General features: G+C 55.5%; 14 protein-coding genes. All 14 read right to left on the bottom strand.

Features of this window, described 5'->3' with window-relative positions:
- Positions 1–27: 27 nt before the first annotated feature.
- Positions 28–1311, bottom strand: coding sequence for a UDP-N-acetylglucosamine 1-carboxyvinyltransferase (gene murA / locus K2F33_RS17015; protein ID WP_076169855.1), 1284 nt, complete (start codon positions 1309–1311; stop codon positions 28–30).
- A gap of 16 nt (positions 1312–1327) precedes the next feature.
- Entirely contained in the window at positions 1328–2233 is a 906-nt protein-coding gene (gene murB / locus K2F33_RS17010; protein WP_263877981.1) for a UDP-N-acetylmuramate dehydrogenase, read from the bottom strand.
- A gap of 159 nt (positions 2234–2392) precedes the next feature.
- Entirely contained in the window at positions 2393–3502 is a 1110-nt protein-coding gene (gene murG / locus K2F33_RS17005) for an undecaprenyldiphospho-muramoylpentapeptide beta-N-acetylglucosaminyltransferase (RefSeq protein WP_263877978.1), read from the bottom strand.
- A 5-nt stretch (positions 3503–3507) separates the two neighbouring features.
- Complete coding sequence (spoVE, locus tag K2F33_RS17000) at positions 3508–4605, bottom strand: stage V sporulation protein E (protein ID WP_076169852.1); 1098 nt, start codon at positions 4603–4605, stop codon at positions 3508–3510.
- A gap of 48 nt (positions 4606–4653) precedes the next feature.
- Positions 4654–6075 (bottom strand): UDP-N-acetylmuramoyl-L-alanine--D-glutamate ligase, encoded by a 1422-nt coding sequence (gene murD / locus K2F33_RS16995; protein ID WP_263877976.1) that lies wholly within the window; start codon positions 6073–6075, stop codon positions 4654–4656.
- Between the two features lie 3 nt (positions 6076–6078).
- On the bottom strand, positions 6079–7044 hold the full coding sequence (gene mraY / locus K2F33_RS16990) for a phospho-N-acetylmuramoyl-pentapeptide-transferase (RefSeq protein WP_076169850.1): 966 nt from the start codon (positions 7042–7044) through the stop codon (positions 6079–6081).
- A 19-nt stretch (positions 7045–7063) separates the two neighbouring features.
- The gene (locus tag K2F33_RS16985; protein ID WP_318672623.1) at positions 7064–8464 is read right to left on the bottom strand and encodes a UDP-N-acetylmuramoyl-tripeptide--D-alanyl-D-alanine ligase; all 1401 of its coding nucleotides are present in this window, start codon (positions 8462–8464) and stop codon (positions 7064–7066) included.
- On the bottom strand, positions 8464–9951 hold the full coding sequence (locus tag K2F33_RS16980) for a UDP-N-acetylmuramoyl-L-alanyl-D-glutamate--2,6-diaminopimelate ligase (protein WP_076169848.1): 1488 nt from the start codon (positions 9949–9951) through the stop codon (positions 8464–8466). Before K2F33_RS16980 ends, K2F33_RS16985 begins: the two co-directional genes overlap by 1 nt.
- Before the next feature lie 47 nt (positions 9952–9998).
- Positions 9999–12020, bottom strand: coding sequence for a stage V sporulation protein D (locus tag K2F33_RS16975; RefSeq protein WP_084203872.1), 2022 nt, complete (start codon positions 12018–12020; stop codon positions 9999–10001).
- Positions 12021–12113: 93 nt separating this feature from the next.
- Positions 12114–14393: a penicillin-binding transpeptidase domain-containing protein gene (locus K2F33_RS16970; RefSeq protein ID WP_263877972.1), complete on the bottom strand. Its 2280-nt coding sequence runs from the start codon at positions 14391–14393 to the stop codon at positions 12114–12116.
- 18 nt (positions 14394–14411) lie between these two features.
- Positions 14412–14828 (bottom strand): hypothetical protein, encoded by a 417-nt coding sequence (locus tag K2F33_RS16965; protein WP_076169846.1) that lies wholly within the window; start codon positions 14826–14828, stop codon positions 14412–14414.
- An 86-nt stretch (positions 14829–14914) separates the two neighbouring features.
- Positions 14915–15865 carry a 16S rRNA (cytosine(1402)-N(4))-methyltransferase RsmH gene (gene rsmH, locus K2F33_RS16960; RefSeq protein ID WP_076169845.1) on the bottom strand — a complete coding sequence of 317 codons (951 nt, stop codon included), beginning with the start codon at positions 15863–15865 and terminating at the stop codon, positions 14915–14917.
- Positions 15866–15885: 20 nt separating this feature from the next.
- Positions 15886–16323 carry a division/cell wall cluster transcriptional repressor MraZ gene (gene mraZ / locus K2F33_RS16955; protein WP_076169844.1) on the bottom strand — a complete coding sequence of 146 codons (438 nt, stop codon included), beginning with the start codon at positions 16321–16323 and terminating at the stop codon, positions 15886–15888.
- A gap of 215 nt (positions 16324–16538) precedes the next feature.
- A complete protein-coding gene (locus tag K2F33_RS16950) occupies positions 16539–17810 on the bottom strand; it encodes an adenosylhomocysteinase (RefSeq protein ID WP_263877968.1) in 1272 nt (423 codons plus the stop codon).
- Positions 17811–17812: the final 2 nt, after the last annotated feature.

The raw sequence follows: 17812 nt of genomic DNA, 5'->3' as shown, positions 1-17812 counted from the left end.
CAACTGACGAAGGGGATAAGCGTGGCGTTAATTAGCTAAATCAAGCGGTTTGGGTACCGGCGTAAACCGATGTATATCCGCTCCGAGTTTTTGGAACAGCATTTCGATATGATCATAACCGCGGTCGATATGATGCACCTGCTCCACAACCGTTTTGCCCTGCGCAGCCAGACCGGCAATGACCAGCGCCGCGCCGGCCCGCAAGTCCGTGGCTTCAACCGTGGCCCCGTATAGGCGCTGCACCCCGCGGATAAAAGCGCTGTTCAGGTCGATTGTAATATCCGCGCCCATACGGGTCAGCTCGTCGACATGCTTGAACCGGCCTTCAAATACCGTCTCCTTCATGACGCTGAAACCGTCGGCTAACGACAGCAGCACCATGACCTGGGACTGCAAGTCGGTGGGAAACGACGGATACGGTGATGTTACGATCCGTTCCACCGCTTTGGGGCGGCTCATGCAGCTTACGCTCATTATATCATTGAGAATACTGATTTGAACACCAGCGCGCTTCAGCACGTGGATAAGCGAAGACAAGTGCGCGGGATTGCAGTGCGTCAAAGTGACGTTCCCCCGCGTCGCCGCCGCGGCAATCATGACGGTTCCGGCTACGATCCGGTCAGGAATAATTTCATAAGTGCACGGGGTCAGCTGCTGAACCCCTTGGATCGTGATCGTATCGGTACCCGCGCCGATAATGCTGGCTCCCATCCTGTTCAAGAAGTTGGCCAAGTCCTGGATTTCCGGTTCGCGCGCAGCGTTCGAAATCGTCGTCGTTCCGCTGGCGGTGGCCGCCGCCATCATAATGTTTTCGGTAGCCCCTACGCTGGGAAAATCCAAATGGATGTCGGCACCGGTTAATTTGCGCGCCCTGCAAATAATTTGCTGATCTCTCTCCTCAATTTCCGCACCAAGCTCCTGAAGCCCCCGCAGATGAAGGTCGATTTTCCGTTCGCCAATCGCACATCCGCCCGGCTGATAAACGGCAACCTCGCCGAACCTGGCCAGAAGGGGACCCATCAGAAATATGGAGGAACGCATTTGCCCCATTAAGTCTTCCGGCACATGAAACGAATTGGCGGACGATGTATCCACGGTGACCGTCTCCTGCTCATGCAGCGTCTTGCAGCCGATCCTTTCGAGAATGCCCAGCATCACATCAATGTCCAGCAGCCGGGGGACATTATTCAGCCGAACTTCGCCTGCGGCCAGCAAGCTTGCTGCCAAAATCGGCAATGCGGCATTTTTTGCTCCATGGATACGTATGGTTCCTGATAGGGCTTTGCCACCCTCAATCACCAATTTGTCCAATGTATCACCTCCGAGTTTACCGCTCACCAACCGCATACACTTCCGGCATCAGTTCGATGCCGTATTCAGTTTGAATCGTCTCCTGAATGTGATGCATTAATGTGAGCACGTCCTCTGCTGTCGCTTGACCGGTGTTTACAATGAAATTGGCGTGCTGCATGGACACTTCTGCCCCTCCGATCCGTTTGCCCTTCAAACCGGCATGCTCCACCAGCCTGGCGGCATGATCGCCTGGAGGATTGCGGAACACGCTCCCCGCGCAGGCCATCTGCAGCGGCTGGGTGCAGCGCCGGTATTCTTTGAAGCGGGCCATCGCATCCGCAATTTGCTTGCGGTCTCCAGGCCGCAGCTCAAACACGGCTCTTGCCACGATCCCTTTGCGCTCATGAAGGATGGAGTGACGATAGGCAAAGGCCATCTCTTCTGCAGTGTAAGTCACCAATTCTCCTGTATCCAGTACAATCTCAGCGGACTTGAATATGCGTGACACATCAGACCCGTGGGCTCCGGCGTTCATATACACAGCACCGCCTGCGCTTCCGGGTATCCCTCCCGCAAACTCGAGGCCTGTTAAACCTTCTTTTCCGGCCAGGACACTAAGCTTTACGAGGGAGAAGCCTCCTCCGGCGGTAACCCGGTTTCCCTGAAAATGGGCATGATCGAGCTCCCCGCCCAGTTTAATCACGACGCCGCGAAAGCCTTTGTCGGCAACGAGCAGGTTGGAGCCGCGGCCGATCTGCAGCCAGGGGATTTGATTCGCATGCAGCAGGGAAATCAGGCTTACCAGCTGCTCCACGCTGCCCGGGATGACAAGCGCGTCGGCAGGACCGCCGATTTTCCAGGTGGTATAGCTCTCCAGAGGTTCATTCCAGCGAATCGTTCCGACATGGGCTTCGGACAGTAGGGACTTCCACTGCTGCATCGCAAAGCATCCTCCTTTATCGTTAAGCGGGAAAGAAGCGGTATGGACCGGTATACTGCGGCCGATCGTAGAACCGTGCCGGTATTCCATGGGTGATTGTCACGATTATAGAGTATCTTATGTAGTACATACCGCGTGTGTGACAATCGCCCACGGCTTTCAGCGGCTCCGCGACAGGCGGCGCATTTCTTCCACGATCACTTTGGCCGAATCCGGTTTGCCCAAGCTCCGGGAGCTTGCGGACATTTCCTGCTGCAGATTGTAATTCATCATGATATCTTCAATGGACTCATAGAGCCGCTTGCCCGTCAGTTCTTTCTCCAGGATGACTTTGGCCGCGCCGGCCTTCTCCAGCTGTCTTGCGTTGGCCACCTGATGGTTGTTGGTCACATTCGGGGAAGGAATGAGAACGGATGGAATCCCGAGCGATGTGATCTCCGCCAGGAATGAAGCCCCTGCACGGTTGACAATCAGGGAAGTCGCCGCAAGCACTTCCGGCATGTTATGAATATACGGCAAAACGTGAAGATGATTAGGAAGGCTTCCAAGCCGGCTCCTGATATCCTCACGCGTTTGGTCAAAATAAGTTTCTCCGGTCACGTAAACGAAATGGATATGCTTCAGCTTCTCAAGCCGCGGCGCCATTTCGATCATGGCGTCGTTAATCGCCTTGGCACCTCTGCTGCCGCCCACAATCAGAACGACGGAGCTGTTCATCGGAATGCCCAGGGTGGCAAAACCTCTTTCCCGGTTCGCCGTCTGAACCGTCGTCGCCCGCGGATTCCCGGTGTAAATCACCCGTTTGGCTTTGGGAAAGGCGCCTTCGGAACCTTCAAAGCTTACGGCGACCGTGCTGACGTACCGGCTCAGAAACTGATTCGTCAGCCCGGGGATGGCGTTCTGTTCATGAATGATGCTCGGAATGCCGAGCTTCGCAGCCGCGTACACCACAGGACCGCAGACATAGCCGCCGGTGCCGATGACAACGTCCGGCTTAAATTCCTTCAGCAGCTTCTTGGATGTTTGGACTCCTTTTAGAAAACGCATAACCGTTTTCACATTGTCCATCGATAGCTTACGGCGAAACCCCGTAATGTCAATGGCTTTGAAAGGGAGATTTTCTTGGGGGACGAGCTTGCTCTCCAGCCCCCGGGTACCGCCAATATATAAAAATTCGGAATCAGGATCTTCCGCTTCACATTGTCTCGCGACAGCGACGGCCGGGTAAATATGTCCTCCCGTTCCGCCGCCGGATAATACGACGCGCAATGTATTCACCTCGCATAACGTGATAGATTAAGTAAAATGCCGAGCGCGGTCAGCATCAGAGTTAACGACGAGCCTCCGTAACTGATCAGCGGGAGCGTAATTCCGGTGACCGGCATCATGCCGATAACCACGCCGATGTTAATGACGACCTGGACGGCAACCATGCCGATGATGCCCACGGCCAACAGGCTTCCGAACCGGTCGGGGATCGTCATGGCCACCCGCATCCCCCGCCATACGAGCACGAGGAACAGCAGCAGTACGATCAGACCGCCGATAAATCCGAGCTCCTCCGCCAGGATGGAGAAAATAAAGTCGGTCTGGGGCTCCGGCACGTAGCTGTATTTCTGCCGGCTCATCCCGAGTCCGAGCCCCCCGAGTCCGCCGGGGCCGATCGCATACAGCGACTGGATGATCTGGTAGCCGGCGCCGAGCGGATCCGACCATGGGTCAAGAAAAGCGGTAATACGCTTCAGCCGGTAGGGTGCGGCAATGATCAGGCCCGCAAAGCCGGCTACCCCGCCGAGCCCGAGAAAGCCCAGATGGCTCAGCTTGGCCCCTGCCGTAAAAACGATCATCATCGCCGCGCCAAGCATCACCGTACCGGTTCCCAAATCCGGCTGCATCATGATCAGCCCGAAGGCCAGTCCAATCAGACCGAGAGGCGGGAGCAGGCCTTTGCCAAACGCCGTAATGTTGAAGTTCTCGCTGCTCAGCCACTTGGACAGGAACAGAATCATCCCGAGCTTCATAAATTCCGAGGGCTGAATGCCGAAGGAGCTGATCCCGAGCCAGCTCCGTGCACCCCCGCGCACAACGCCGATGCCCGGAATCAGGACGATGACGAGCAGCCCGAAGCAGATGATCAGTCCCGCCTTGGCGTATTTTTTCCATACATGGTAGTCCAAATTTGCGGTAAAAAACATCGCGACCAGTCCGAGTCCGGCAAACAGCATCTGTCGCTTGACGAAATAGAATGAGTCGCCGTAATCGTGAAAGCCCAATACGGAGCCTGCACTGTATACCATGATCATGCCGATCGTCAGCAGGCCCAAAATACAAAGAAGGAGCCACAGATCCGGCGCCGGTCGTGTCTTGTTCATGAGGAGGCCACCTTTTGCCAGGAAGTAGGGGCTTATCCACCCCCCTACTTAAAGATTATGCACCGCCTCTTTAAAAATGCGTCCGCGCTCCTCATATGAGGTAAACATGTCCCAGCTCGCGCAGGCCGGCGAGAGCAAAACGACATCCCCGGCTTCGGCGAGAGCTGCGGCCTCTTGTACCGCGGAACGCAGCACAGCGGCGGCGTCCTCACCAGTATCGGCCTTGCGGATATGCTTTAATCCGGCCATTTCGGCAACTTTCGCGATTTTATCCGCCGTTTCGCCGAGCACTACAACCGCCTTGACGTGCTCGCTCAGCAGCGGCATCAGTTCCATGTAATCCGAGCCGCGGTCCAGACCGCCGGCAATCAGCACGACCGGCTGATGGAACGAGGCGAGCGCCATTCCTGTCGCTTTGGCGTTCGTCGCTTTGGAATTGTTGTAATAGGCAGCACCGCCGACGTCTCTGACATACTCCAAGCGGTGCTCCACCCCGTGGAACGAAGCCAGAGGTTCGGCCAACCGGTCAGGTGCGGCGCCGGCTGCAATCGCGATCGCGCAGGCCGCTGCGGCATTTGCGACATTAAACCGGCCGGGAATACCAATTTCCTTCACGGGGATGATTACCTGGGACCGCCCGTCCGAATCGCGGTATACGATGCTGCGCTCTAGGTCGTCTTCCGTGTCCGGAATATAAGGCGGGCTCACATACACGCCGACTTGCAGTTCTTCCGTCACCGAGAACGGAAGCAGCTTGGCCTTTATATAAGGTACCAGGCTGCGGCAGTAAGAATCATCCCAATTGAGGACCGCGGTATCATCCTCTTTCTGGTTGGCAAACATTTTCGCTTTGGAAGAAGCATAGTCTTCCATGCTGCCATGATAATCAAGATGGGTTTCCGTCAGGTTCAGCAGGCAGCCGATACGCGGACGGAAATCCGTCGTCCCTTTCAGCTGGAAGCTGCTGAGCTCGGTCACCATCCAGTTACCCGCATCGGCATGCTGCGCCGCTTCACACAGCGGCGTGCCGATGTTGCCGGCGACGATCGGACGCATACCGGCCGCTTCCAGCATGTTGCCCACCCACGTCGTGGTGGTCGTTTTGCCGTTGGAGCCGGTGATCCCGATAATCGGCGCCTCGCAGATGTGATAGGCGACTTCCACCTCGGTCACCACTTCGATCCCGAGCTTCAGCGCCTCCTGCACCGGCGGAGCTGTGTACGGAATCCCCGGATTTTTGACGAGCAGAGAAATACCGGGATGAACCAGCCCCTCGGGATGACCACCGCAAATAACGGTGATTCCCAAGGGCTCCAGTTCCCCGGCTTCGGGACATTGATCCTTTTCCTTTCGATCATTCACAGTAACAATCGCTCCGGCCTGGTGCAGTACTTTGGCGACCTGCACGCCGCTTCGGGCAAGCCCGAGCACTACGATTTCTTTACCCCTGTACGAATCTGGATGCTTCATCTTCTACAACCCCTTGTTCAAGTAAAGTCCAAGTCCCGCGAGCACGATGCCTACCGCCCAGAAGGTCATGACAACCCGCCATTCGGACCATCCGGTCAGCTCGAAGTGATGGTGAATCGGACTCATTTTAAAGATGCGTTTGCCCCGGGTCTTGAATGATGCGACCTGAAGAACGACGGACAGCATTTCGATGACGAACACGCCGCCGATCACGATAAACAGCAGCTCGGTTTTGGTGACGATGGCGATGCCGCCGATGGCTCCGCCAATGCCGAGCGAACCTGTATCCCCCATGAATACTTTGGCCGGGTGGGCGTTAAATACAAGAAACCCGAGCACCGCCCCGATCATGGCAGCGGCACAAACGGCGGCCGACAGCGAGGTCGCCTGCATGGCGACGATGGCGAATGCGGCAAAAGCGATGGCGCTGACGCCGGACAGCAGTCCGTCGACCCCGTCCGTGAAATTGACCGCGTTGGTCACGGCCATCATCATAATGACGATGAACGGATAATAGAACCATCCGCCCCAGTCAAACGACCACGACGTTCCCGGCACGCTGATCGCCGTACTGTGGCCGTTCTTGATGAGCAGGTAACACATGATCGCGGCGAAGAGCAGCTGCAGGATAAGCTTCTGTTTCGCCGTCAGTCCGAGCGAACGCTTGAACACGATTTTAATATAATCATCAAGAAATCCGATCAGGCCGAAGCCAAGTGTGGCTACGAGCAGCACGTAAAAATCCGTATTAATGACGGAAAATTTCAGAAAAGCAAGCGTAAAAGCCAAAATAATGACGATTCCGCCCATTGTCGGCGTTCCCGCCTTCTTCAAATGGGTTTGCGGCCCGTCGTCGCGGACCTGCTGGCCGAACTTCATACGCCTGAGCAGCGGAATAAGCAGCGGAGCGGCAATCACCGCGAGAATAAAAGATACACCGATCGTTAACAGCAATAGTTGATAGTCCATGGATTCACCCCCTCGTGCGCTATTTCTGCAAGTTTTCCTTAACTAGAGCATCCACAATTTCCTCGAGCTTCATACCCCGCGACGCCTTGACAAGCACCACATCTTTGGCATGAACGCGCTTGATGAGATGAGGGATCAGCTCAGCTTTATCCGTAAAAGAAAATACGCTCAGGTCCGGACGAATCTTCCGGGCCGCTTCAGCGGTCTCCTCCGACAACGGTCCGTATGTGTACAGCACATCCACCCGGTCCGCCGCGGCATACTGCCCGATCTCGGCATGGAACTCCTTCTCCTGCGGCCCAAGCTCCAGCATGTCCCCCAGCACGGCTACCTTGTGATGATAGCCTTTGAGACTATGAAGCGCGTCGATCGCAGCCTTCATGGAGGTCGGGCTGGCGTTGTAGGCGTCGTTCAGAATGGTCAGCCCGCTCGGCGCCACGATTTGCTCGATTCGCATCCCGGTCAAATGCAGTCCGGTCAGTCCCGTGCGGATGTTCTCCTCGGTAATGCCGAAATGGCGGGCCACCGCGAGAGCTGCAAGGCAGTTAATGACGTTATGCTGGCCGAGGAGCGGCAGATCCAGCCCTTCCTCCGGATGCAGCAGTGACGTAAAAATAATCCCCTTGCTGTGGAACATCATCCCTGTGGGGTAATCATCGTTGCTCTGATCCAACCCGAACGTAAAGGTCCGGAGCCCTTCGGGTTTCACCGTCTCGGCTTCGCCGAGCACCGTAGGAATCAGCGGCTCGTCGCCATGGTAGATCAGCAGGCCGCCGGGCTTCATGCCGCTGATAATTTCCACCTTGGCCCGGGCGATTTCATGTCTTGAACCGAGCTGAAGCAGATGCGCTTCCCCGATATTTGTAATGACCGCCACATCAGGACGGGCGATTTGGGAGAGACGCTCGATCTCATGCCGGCCGCTCATTCCCATCTCCAATACGGCGATTTCCGTATCCGCCGGCATCTCTAAAATGGTTAAGGGCAGTCCAATATGATTATTGAAATTGCCCCCGGTTTTATGAACTTTATAGGTCGTAGACAGAAGGGTATACACCATATCCTTCGTCGTCGTTTTGCCGTTGCTGCCCGTAATGCCGACTACGCGGCAGCCTACTTCCGCCAAATAGGCCTCAGCCAGGGTCTGCAGCGCCGCAAGCGTATCATCGACAAGAATGACAGCTCCCGCCGGCGCCTCGCCCCGGTCGCGCTGCCACAGCGTCGCGCCCGCTCCGTCCTTCAGTACGGATTCGGCATAAGCGTGTCCGTCAAAACGTTCCCCGACGAGCGGGACGAACAGGCTTCCTTGCTTTATTTGTCGGGAGTCCGTAAACACGCCTTGAATCGGCAGCTCCCGGTGTTGTTCCTGCGAGAGTGTTCCTCCGCACATGGCGGCCATTTGGCCTAAAGTCGTCGTAATCACTTATCCAATCCCCTTATCGCTTCCTTGGCAACTTCACGGTCGTCGAAGTCATAATTCGTCGTACCAATGGTTTGATAGGTCTCATGACCTTTCCCCGCAATCAATACTACATCCTGAGGGCTTGCCATTTCAATAGCCTTTTGTATAGCCGTCCGCCGGTCCACGATCATCTCGTAGCGCTCCTGCGGAACGCTGTCATCCTTCAGACCCTGCTCGATGTCCTTCAGAATCAGCTCCGGATCTTCCGTTCTCGGGTTGTCGGATGTGACAAAAATGAAGTCGCTGTACTTGGCCGCGATTTTGCCCATGATCGGACGTTTGGTCCGGTCCCGGTCTCCGCCGCAGCCAAACACGGTGATGACCCGGCCTTCAGCGAATTCGTTGACCGTCTTCAGCACGTTCTCCAGACCGTCAGGCGTATGCGCGTAATCGACGATAACGGCAAAAGGCTGTCCGGCATCCACCGATTCGACCCGTCCGTCCACGCCCGGTACCGATTCAAGGCTGCGCTTGATATTGTCCAGTTCAATGCCTTCCAGCAAGCCGGCGGTGATGGCGGCCAGCGCATTGTAGACGTTGAACTTGCCGACCATTCTCAGCTGGATATCGGCACTGCCCCGGAAGGTGTCCACATGGAAGGAAGTTCCCTGCGCCGTTACCTTGACGCCGGTTGCCCGGACGTCCGCGCTGTTCTCAACACCGTATGTAATGACTTCGGCTGCCGTAATTTTGGCGAAGTAGGAGGATGCTTCATCATCCGCATTCAGCACGGCAAACTTGCGCTGCTCCGGCTGATGGGCGAATTTGTTGCCCAGGCGGGCGAAAAACAAGCCTTTGGCCGCGCGGTATTCCTCCATCGTTTTATGATAATCGAGGTGGTCCTGAGTCAGGTTGGTGAAAATGGCGGTACGGAAGTCGGTGCCCTTTACCCGTCCCTGCTCCAGCGCATGGGAGGAAACCTCCATCACGCAGCACTCTACGCCGTTCGCCGTCATGTCATCCAGGGAACGCTGAAGCTCCAGCGCTTCCGGCGTCGTGCCCGACATCGGGAAGGTCCGTCCGCCGTAGCGCATCTGGATCGTGCCGATCAGACCGGTGTTGACCCCTTGGTCGCTCATCAATTTTTCGATGAGGTAGGTTGTGGTCGTCTTGCCGTTGGTTCCCGTCACGCCAATCATTTTCATATGGGAGCTCGGCGACCCGAAAAACGCATCGGCCAGAACGGCCATGGCAAACCGGCAGTCCTTGACCACGATCTGCGGGAGGTCAATGTCCAGCTTCCGCTCGACAACGAGCGCCACCGCCCCTTGTTCCGCAGCCTGGCCGGCATAGTCATGACCGTCGACCGTGTGGCCCGGGAGGCAGATAAACAGGTCTCCCGGCGCCACTTTACGCGAATCCACCTGGATGTTCGTAATCGTAATGTCGCCGTCTCCGATAATTTGTGCCGTCGTTAATGCTGATGCCAGTTCATTTAGTTTCATCTCTTGATCCCTCACTCTAGTTCTATTAGTCTCGAATATCGCCGCAATCAATTATGGGTTGAGGCATCATTCTGCTGTGTGCCGGTTCCGTCCTGAGGCGCTTCCGGATCATCCTGCGCTTCGTCCGCATCGCTATGATCCTTCACGTCCGCGTTCGTTCCCATATAAATCCGGATCGTCGACCCCCGCTCGACCCGGCTGCCCGGTTTGGGCGCCTGGCTGATGACCGTGTTCCCGGTACCGGACTTAGCCAGCGTAAAATTCATGTTCAGATCCTCATATAAATCTTGAACCGTTGCCCCTACCAGGTCAGGAACGGTGTCGATCGGCGTATCCCCGTATTTATAAGTTTTCGGCAGCTGATCCTTGCGCTCCGGCACCTTCAGCACATGCAGCGAATCCTCGAGAATGTGCTGGACAATCGGCGCCGCCACGACGCCGCCGAATTGAATACCGGCCGGATTATCCACCGCGGTGTAAACAACGATTTGCGGGTCGTCCGCAGGTGCAAAGCCGATGAACGAAACGATATGCTCCGTGGAGGAGTAGCGGCCGTTGACGACGATCTGGGCGGTACCCGTCTTGCCGCCGACTCGGTATCCGTCGATAAAAGCGGGTCTGCCCGTCCCTTTGGCCACTACGCTCTCCAGCGCTTCGCGCACCTGCTTGGACGTATCCTCCGATATAACTTGTCTGACCAGCGTCGGCTTCGTTTCGCTCACCGTTTCGCCGGTCTCCGGATTAATCCAGGCTTTGGCAACGTAAGGCTTAAACAGCTTGCCCCCGTTGACGGCAGCCGACACGGCGGCCACCTGCTGGATCGGCGTCACGGACACCCCTTGTCCGAAAGCCGTCGTGGCCAGTTCGACCGGGCCCACCTGGGACGGCTTGAACAGGATGCCGTTTTCTTCCCCGTTCAGATCGATGCCCGTTTTGGAGCCGAATCCGAAATTGCGGATATAGTTAAACAGCGAATCTTTGCCCAACCGCTGGCCCAGAACGACAAAACCCGGGTTACAGGAGTTTTCAACGACCTGCAGGAACGTTTCGCTGCCGTGGCCGCCCCGCTTCCAGCACCTCAGGCTGGCTCCCCCGACCTTGATATATCCCGGATCAAAAAACTGCTCATTCTTGAGGTCCACCTTCTTCTCCTGAAGGGCGGCCGCCAGCGTAATAATCTTGAAGGTCGAACCGGGCTCGTACGTCATCCAGATCGGCAGGTTCCGGTTGTACACTTCGGATGGGTATTCCTGATAGTTCGCCGGCTCAAATCCCGGACGGCTGGCCATTCCCAGAATCTCTCCGGTTTTCGGGTTCATGGCGATCGACCAGGCGCCGCGGGCCTGATACTGAACCATAGCCTGATCTAGCTCCCTCTCCATAATCGACTGAATCGATTTGTCGATCGTCAGCTGGAGGTTAAGGCCGTCTCTGGGCTCCTCGTATTTCTCGGAAGATCCCGGCATGAGCCTGCCCCCCGCATCGGACAAGTAGGAGACGCTGCCGTTAATCCCCTGCAGCTTGGTGTCATATCTCTGCTCGATTCCGGTCAAGCCCTGGTTGTCGATGCCCGTAAAGCCCAGAATGTGCCCGGCCAGGTCGCCGTAGGGGTAAAATCGCTTATTGTCCTCAGCAACGACGATACCCGGCAGCTCTAAATCACGAATTTTCTGAGCAAGCTCCATCGTAATTTTGCGTCCACCGGGTTGCAGTCGTTCAATCCTTGATTTCTTCGTAATAGACTTCATAATCTTGTCTTCGCTCATACCCAGCAGAGGAGCCAGCGTCTTCGCCGTTTTCTCGGGCTCCTTGATCTGAACAGGGATCGCCATGATCGTCGGCGTGCTTATATTATAAGCCAAGGGCGTCCCATTGCGGTCCTGAATCTCGCCCCTCTTGGCCGTTGACGGAATTTCCCGGCGCCAGTTCTCCTCGGCCTTGGCGGATAATTCGCTGCTCTTTCCTAGCTGCACATAGGCTAGCCTAACGATCAGAGCAGCGAACAACAGGCACAGGATCAGCAAGCTCCACAGCAGCCTCCGCCTCATGGTGACGTTTGAAACCTTCATTTGTTATCCCTCCCCGCTTCCCTACAGCTTCATGACTGTTCATATCATGAATATTCGGGACAACCAGGGGATAGAACAAGCTGTTGCCGCTTATCAGTTATCGCTGGCTTCTTCGCCGGACTTGCCGTCGCCCGAATCGCCGGCCGACGTATCCTTCGAACCGGAATCGTCCTCCGTGGAGGAGGATGAGGTATCCTGCGATGCCTCTTCATCCTTGACCGGCTTCAGCGTCAGCTGGACGGAACGCTTGCCGTTCTTGTCCGTGACCAGCTGCTCGCTGACGTATCCTTGGCCTTCGACGGTAACCGAGCATTTCAGCAAGGTCAAAATATCCAGCGCATCACGCAGCGATTCGCCTTTTAGGTCCGGCACGGTCATCTTGTCGGTCTCCTCGGTGAGCAGATAGATACGCTGCCCCGGGCTCATCGGCGTTCCCGCTGCCGGATACTGCCGGATGACCGAGGTACCCTTGCCGATCGTCTCGAAGTCAATGCCTGCGTTCAGCAGCTTTTGCTTCGCGTCCTTCACGGCCAGCTTCGTGAGCGTCGGAGCGGCTGGGCGATCCACTGTCGTTTTGCCGTCCGACGTCTTCTTCGTGGTGGCCTTCGGCACGCCCATGTACGGCAAAGCCTGGGACACGATTTTCTTAAAGATCGGCGCCGCCACCGTTCCCCCGCCGACATCAGGGTCATTCGGCTGGTCCACAATGACAATAAGGGCGATCTTCGGATCGTTCACCGGAGCAAAGCCGATAAAGGAGACGACGGATTTCGAATAATCCGGTTTGCCGTCGGCGCCGTATTTGACCGCGGTTCCGGTTTTACCGGCAACGCGGTACCCGTCGATGTAGGCGTTGCGTCCGGTACCTTTTACCTGGTCCGCGACGACCTGTTCCAGGTAGCTGCTCGTTTCCTTGGCGGCTTCCGGTGAGATAACCTGACGGACGACCTTGCTCGTATCCGGAGCTAATACAACTTTGCCTGTATCCGGATCGGTAATCTCTTTGATGATATGCGGTGTTTTCAATTTGCCGCCGTTCGCCACCGCGCTGATCGCCGCCAGCTGCTGGATCGGCGTCACGGACACACCGTGTCCGTAGGAAGCGGTCGCCACTTCGACCGGACCTGGCAGATTGATCGTCGTGGTAACTTCGCCGGGAAGCTCGATGCCCGTCTTCTTACCGAAACCGAAGTCGTTGATATATTTCAGCAGGCGCTCTTTCCCGAGCATTTCCGAGCCCAGCTTGACGAAGGCAACGTTACTGGAACGCTTGACACCTTCCAGAAACGTGATCGGTCCCCATCCGGAACGGTTGATATCATGAAGGTACGTATGAGTCCCTTTAACCTGGATCTGCCCTGACTGGTAAATCGCATTTGGATTAAACAGCTTTTCCTGCACCGCCCCTGCCAGCGTTACGATTTTGAACGTGGAACCCGGCTCGTACGTAGCTTTTACGGCATAGTTGAAGAAGTCCTTCTGGTCCTTCGTGTTCCAGTACGTATTCGGGTTGAATGTCGGCAGGTTGGCCATCCCGAGTATTTCCATCGTCTTCGGATCGGCCGCAATGACCGTCATGCTGATCGGTTGGTACTTTTCGTACGTCTCTTTCATCGCGTCTTCGATATAATACTGGATCGTGTCGTCGATCGTCAGCTTTAAATTTTTACCATTGACAGCCGGCTTGTACACCATATTCGCTTCGGGAAGCTGGTCCCCTTGCCGGTCGCTTTCGTATTTCATGAGTCCTGAGGTGCCTTTGAGGTAATCATCTAGACTTGCCTCAAGTCCGGCGACAGCCTCACCATCCCGGTTCGTGTAACCCAAAATATGAGCCGCAAGCGTCCCCTTCGGATAATAGCGCTTCTGCTCCTTGATCATGTCCAGCCCGGTTTCAAGCACCTTTTTTTCTTTTTTAAGCTGTGCCTTCAACTCTTTGTTGAGATCTTCGATCTGGGCCTTCTTCGTTTCGTCAATTTTCCACCCTTCGTTCCGGACCTCCCGGTTGGTAAGGTACTCCCCGTCCTTGTCTTTGGCGTTTACAAGTTCCTTAAGCTCGCTTTCATCCTTGCCTAAAATCTTGTGCAGCCCTTCGATGATTTCGTTCTCCAGCCCGTTCTCGTGGATAACGGCCGGATTGACGATAACGGTATAGGCCGGGACGTCGGATGCGAGAATATCGCCATTGCGGTCCGTAATCGTGCCGCGGGATGCCGGAATCGGGACTTTTTTCGTCCACTGGGCGACCGCCCGATCATGCCAGTCATCCCCGTTAACCACCTGCAGTGCAAATACCCGAATTAACAGAACAACAAAAAGGAGGGTGATGAATCCTCCTAGGAGCAGTGTGCGAAGTTTTATTCTTTTTACCATGCTCAACCCTCACAAGCTCTATTTTTTTGCCGTTTCCGACCCTGTTCCGGCGTTATCCGTACTTGTCGTATTGGAACGCGGAACGGTAAGCGCCTCCTTGCCCGGTTCTTGGTAACCAAGCTGGATCGCTTTCTCACGGATTCCGACCTCAAGGCGCTGCTTCTCTGCCTTAAGCTCTTTAATAGTCACGTTCATGTTCTTAATGTTCTTGTCGACCTTCTGCCCCTGCTTGTTCAGGTCGTAAATGTTGGCGTTCTGCCAGATGATCAGGCTCGCCACCATGACGCATATTCCAACCGTCAGCAAATAGAGCAGCTTTTCCTTGATCGGCAGATATGTACGGTGAGTAACGACTTTCGTCTTCTCCCGGTACCCGGGAGAAGTTCGTTCAGCGACCTTCTCCTTAACTGCCAGGTTACCACGCGTATAGGCCATGTCTGATTCCCCTTTGTCTTAGTCTCTACGCCCTGAACATGAGTCCTTGCCTTCAAAAATATGAATCGTGTGTCAGATGCGTTAGGTTATATTTTCTCAGCAACTCTCAGCTTGGCTGAACGCGCACGCGGGTTCTGTGCAAGTTCATCTTCACCCGGCACGATCGGCTTGCGGTTGACCAGTTTCATTTCACCCTTCCCGCCGCACACGCACATCGGAAAGTCCGGCGGGCAGGTGCATTTGCCTACGTAGCTGTTCAAAATTTGCTTGCATATCCGGTCCTCCAGCGAATGGAACGTAATCACCGATACCCTTCCGCCGGGAGCAAGACAGCGCACCGCTTGATGCAGCGCTTCTTCAAAAGCGCCAAGCTCGTCGTTCACCGCGATCCGAAGGGCCTGGAAGCTTCGTTTGGCCGGATGACCGCCTGTTCTCCGCGCTGCCGCCGGAATGCCTTCTTTAATAATATCGACCAACTCGCCCGTTGTTTGAATGGCTTTCTGCGCTCTGCGCTCGCTGATCACTCTGGCAATCCGTCTTGAGAACTTTTCCTCCCCGTATTGGAACAAAATCCGGGCAATTTCCTGCTCAGGCCATTCGTTTACAATTTCGGCAGCCGTCAAGGACGCCGACTGATCCATCCGCATATCGAGCGGCGCATCGTAATTGTAGCTGAATCCCCGGTCCCCTTCGTCAAACTGGGGAGAGGACACGCCCAGATCGAACAAAATGCCGTCCACCTGCGGAATGCCGTCCTTGCTCGGAACAGCCAGCTCCCGGAGGGTTTCCTCCAGATGCCGGAAATTCGTCTTGACCAGGGATACGCGGTCTGCGTACGGGGCCAGCCTTTCCTTTGCGTTATCGAGCGCCCAGTCATCCTGGTCCAACGCGATCAGCCTGCCGTATTCCCCCAGCTTGGACGCGATCAGGGAACTGTGCCCCGCCCCCCCAAGCGTGCAATCGACATATATGCCGTCTCTCTTCACGCGCAGCCCTTCTGTCGCTTCTTCTTTAAGCACCGTGATGTGATGAAACAAGCTGCAGCCCTCCAAACTCTCTACAAATCAAAATTCAAATCAACCAGCTTCTCAGCAATATCGTTAAACGTCTCTTCGGATTGCTGGAAGTATTCCTCCCAAGTATCCTTGCTCCAAATCTCCACCCGGTTCGATACGCCGAGCACCACGCATTCTTTCTCCAGCTTTGCGTATTGGCGGAGATTCCCCGGTAAATTTACCCTTCCCTGTTTATCCCATTCGCATTCCGTTGCACCCGAGAAAAAAAACCGGGTAAACGCACGCGCGTCGGATTTCATCAGGGACAGTGACTTCAGCTTTTGTTCCAAAATTTGCCATTCGTTCATAGGATATACAAATAGGCATTGGTCCAAGCCCCGGGTGACCACAAAGGAGGAGCCAAGCAGCTCGCGGAATTTGGCAGGGATGGTGACGCGGCCTTTATCGTCTAAGCTGTGTTGATATTCCCCCATAAACACCGTTCACTCACCCCTTTAACCCCAAATCCCCACTTTGCACCACTTTCCACCACTTAAGGATACTAGATTCGCCGGATAAAATCAAAATCCTGCCTTATCCACATGTTTTTTTGTGGATAATTCCATTACCGTCCTGCGCGGAAAAACAGCAAAAACCCCCTGATTCGCGAAGAATCAAGGGGGTTTTCCACATGTGGATAACCACAATTTACCGATTATTCGTGGGTGGACCAGCTTTCCAAATACCGGATCTGCTCCTGGCTCAGCCGGTCGATCTGAATCCCCAGGCTTGCCAATTTATGGCGTGCGACCTGCTCGTCGATTTCGAGCGGCACATTCAGCACCTGAGCACCCAGGTTTTGATAGTTGTCATTCACGTATTTCAGAGACATCGCCTGGAGGGCGAACGTCATATCCATAATTTCCGCCGGATGCCCGTCTCCCGCCCCAAGATTGACAAGGCGGCCTTCGGCCAGAAGGTAAATTTTGCGGCCGTCCGTCAGCTTGTATTCTTCGATGTTACGGCGCACGGTGCGTACCGACTCGGCTCGTGCCGCCAGCTCCGGTTTGTTGACTTCGACATCGAAGTGGCCGGCATTCGACAGGATCGCCCCGTCCTTCATCACGTCGTAATGCTCACCGGTGATGACGTCCCGGTTGCCCGTCACGGTCACGAAGAAATCGCCGTGCTTCGCGGCTTCCAGCATCGGCATGACTTCAAAGCCGTCCATATGTGCTTCCACCGCGCGGATTGCATTGACTTCCGTCACGATAACTTTGGCGCCGAGTCCTTTGGCCCGCATCGCTACGCCTTTGCCGCACCATCCGTAGCCTACAACGACAACGGTTTTGCCGGCTACGACGAGGTTTGTCGTACGGTTGATCGCATCGAATACCGATTGTCCCGTACCGTAACGGTTATCGAATAAATACTTGCAGTAAGCGTCATTAACGGCCACCATCGGAAACTTCAGCAGCCCGTCTTTTTCCAAGGCCTTCAAGCGAATAATACCGGTCGTCGTCTCTTCCGCGCCCCCGCGGATCGTCTCCAGCAGGTCCGGCCGTTCCGAGTGAAGGATCGTCACCAGGTCTCCACCGTCATCGATAATGAGGTCGGGTTTGGTCTCCAGCGCCCGGATCAGAAATTCCTTGTACTCCACCGGATCCGGATTGTATTTGGCCAGCACGGTCACACCTTCTTCCACGAGCGCCGCACAAACATCATCCTGTGTGGACAACGGGTTGCTGCCTGTGATCGTTACTTCCGCACCGCCGGCCTTTACCACTTTAGCCAGGTATGCCGTCTTGGCCTCCAAATGCAGCGAAATGGTGACCTTCAGCCCCTTAAACGGCTGCTCCGCTTCAAACTGCTTGCGGATTTCGTTTAACACCGGCATATGGGCCTCCACCCAATCGATTTTCAAATGGCCTTCCGGTGCCAGCGCCATATCCTTGACCACGCTGTTTTGCAGTGAAGATGAACTCATCT

This window comes from Paenibacillus sp. PSB04, from assembly GCF_025809195.1.
GTDB classification, from domain to species: domain Bacteria; phylum Bacillota; class Bacilli; order Paenibacillales; family Paenibacillaceae; genus Paenibacillus_AQ; species Paenibacillus_AQ favisporus.
The sequence above is the reverse complement of the archived record's forward strand: the minus strand, read 5'-3'. Positions and strand labels throughout refer to the sequence as shown.

Bases quoted from the DNA above. Each gene is read 5' to 3' on its own strand.
- K2F33_RS16980 (WP_076169848.1), bottom strand. From the start codon at position 9,951: ATGAAACTAAATGAACTGGCATCAGCATTAACGACGGCACAAATTATC.
- murD (WP_263877976.1), bottom strand. From the start codon at position 6,075: ATGAAGCATCCAGATTCGTACAGGGGTAAAGAAATCGTAGTGCTCGGG.
- murB (WP_263877981.1), bottom strand. From the start codon at position 2,233: ATGCAGCAGTGGAAGTCCCTACTGTCCGAAGCCCATGTCGGAACGATT.
- K2F33_RS16965 (WP_076169846.1), bottom strand. From the start codon at position 14,828: ATGGCCTATACGCGTGGTAACCTGGCAGTTAAGGAGAAGGTCGCTGAA.
- K2F33_RS16970 (WP_263877972.1), bottom strand. From the start codon at position 14,393: ATGGTAAAAAGAATAAAACTTCGCACACTGCTCCTAGGAGGATTCATC.
- spoVE (WP_076169852.1), bottom strand. From the start codon at position 4,605: ATGAACAAGACACGACCGGCGCCGGATCTGTGGCTCCTTCTTTGTATT.
- K2F33_RS16950 (WP_263877968.1), bottom strand. From the start codon at position 17,810: ATGAGTTCATCTTCACTGCAAAACAGCGTGGTCAAGGATATGGCGCTG.
- K2F33_RS16975 (WP_084203872.1), bottom strand. From the start codon at position 12,020: ATGAAGGTTTCAAACGTCACCATGAGGCGGAGGCTGCTGTGGAGCTTG.
- mraY (WP_076169850.1), bottom strand. From the start codon at position 7,044: ATGGACTATCAACTATTGCTGTTAACGATCGGTGTATCTTTTATTCTC.